Annotated in this window: 2 protein-coding genes and 1 pseudogene; all 3 read right to left on the bottom strand. The window is 58.0% G+C overall.

Translation table 11 applies throughout. The features are described 5' to 3' along the window. Nucleotides 1–500, bottom strand: a 500-nt coding sequence (locus KVT38_RS33340) for a DNA-directed RNA polymerase subunit alpha (protein ID WP_217598038.1), incomplete at its 3' end; no start/stop codon positions are given. 187 nt (nt 501–687) lie between these two features. Next, complete coding sequence (gene rpsK, locus KVT38_RS33345; protein WP_217598039.1) at nt 688–1,086, bottom strand: 30S ribosomal protein S11; 399 nt, start codon at nt 1,084–1,086, stop codon at nt 688–690. Between the two features lie 19 nt (nt 1,087–1,105). Next, a pseudogene (rpsM, locus tag KVT38_RS33350) lies at nt 1,106–1,423 on the bottom strand (30S ribosomal protein S13); the annotation flags it as partial.

A 1,423-nucleotide genomic window follows, 5' to 3' on the forward strand; every position in this document is an offset into this window, starting at 1 on the left:
TCGATCGGAATGACGCCGCTCGGCTGATCTTCCTTCTTGATGCGATCCGCCGGGACGTAGCCGCGTCCCTGTCTGGCGAAGTTGCGCATGTGAAGACGCGCACCGGAAGCCAGCGGGGCGATATGCAGATCCGGATTCAGGATCTCCACGTCGCTGTCTGCCCGAATATCCCCAGCCGTGATGATGCCTTCTCCTTCGGCATCGATCTCCAGCACCTTCTCCTCGTCCGAGTGAATCTTCAGGGAGAGGCGCCTGAGGTTGAGGATAATCTCGGTGACGTCCTCAATCACGCCAGGAATGGTGGAGAATTCGTGAAGCACGCCATCGATCTGAACCGAAATGACGGCGGCGCCTGGCAGAGACGACAGCAAAATCCGGCGAAGGGAGTTGCCGAGCGTCATGCCATAGCCGCGTTCGAGCGGTTCTACCACGAAGCGTCCGTACCTCTTGTCTTCTTGAATCTCCACCGATTCGATCTTTGGCTTCTCGATCACAATCACAACCAAACCCTCCTTCAAAACGTCGCTGCGTTGCTGACGTTGCCGTTTGTTCGCCCGTCCGGTCAACCGGGATGACGTACAGTCCCTTTAGCCAGTATAACCGAATTGGGCAAACCATGTAGTATGCCTAACCATTACAACCATTATTCACAAGTTGTATTTGTTTGATACCACATAGTGGCGCATATTATACGCGGCGACGCTTCGGAGGACGGCAGCCGTTGTGAGGGATCGGCGTTACGTCTTTGATCATGCTGACTTCAAGACCTGCGGCTTGCAGGGAACGGATCGCGGCTTCGCGGCCAGCGCCAGGACCCTTGACCATAACTTCAACGGCGCGCATGCCGTGTTCCATCGCAGCGCGGGCAGCCGTCTCGGCAGCCATTTGCGCGGCGAACGGCGTGCTCTTACGCGAGCCTTTGAAGCCCATGTTGCCGGAGCTGGCCCAGGAGATCGCGTTGCCGTGCGGATCCGTGATCGTAACGATCGTGTTGTTGAACGTCGAGCGGACGTGCGCGACGCCGGACTCGACGTTTTTCCGATCGCGGCGTTTCGTGCGGACAACCTTCTTGCCTTTTTGTGCCATGCTGTTTTATCCTCCCTTCTTACTTCTTCTTGTTCGCTACCGTACGACGCGGACCTTTGCGCGTGCGGGCGTTCGTTTTCGTACGTTGGCCGCGGACAGGCAGGCCGCGACGGTGACGGACACCGCGGTAGCAGCCGATTTCGATCAGGCGCTTGATGTTCAGCGCGATCTCGCGGCGCAGGTCGCCCTCGACCTTTTGCGTCTTGTCGATTGCATCGCGCAGACGAGCGAGCTCGTCTTCGGTCAGATCGCGTACGCGAGTGTCGGGGTTGATTTCTGCCGTAGCAAGAAGCTTCTGGGACGTTGTCTAGCCGATCCCGAAGATGTACGTCAGGGC

The organism is Cohnella sp. GbtcB17, assembly GCF_019091135.1.
In the GTDB taxonomy this organism is placed as follows: Bacteria; Bacillota; Bacilli; order Paenibacillales; family Paenibacillaceae; genus Cohnella.

Coding starts and splice junctions, on each gene's coding strand:
- rpsK (WP_217598039.1), bottom strand. CDS start 1,086: ATGGCACAAAAAGGCAAGAAGGTTGTCCGCACGAAACGCCGCGATCGG.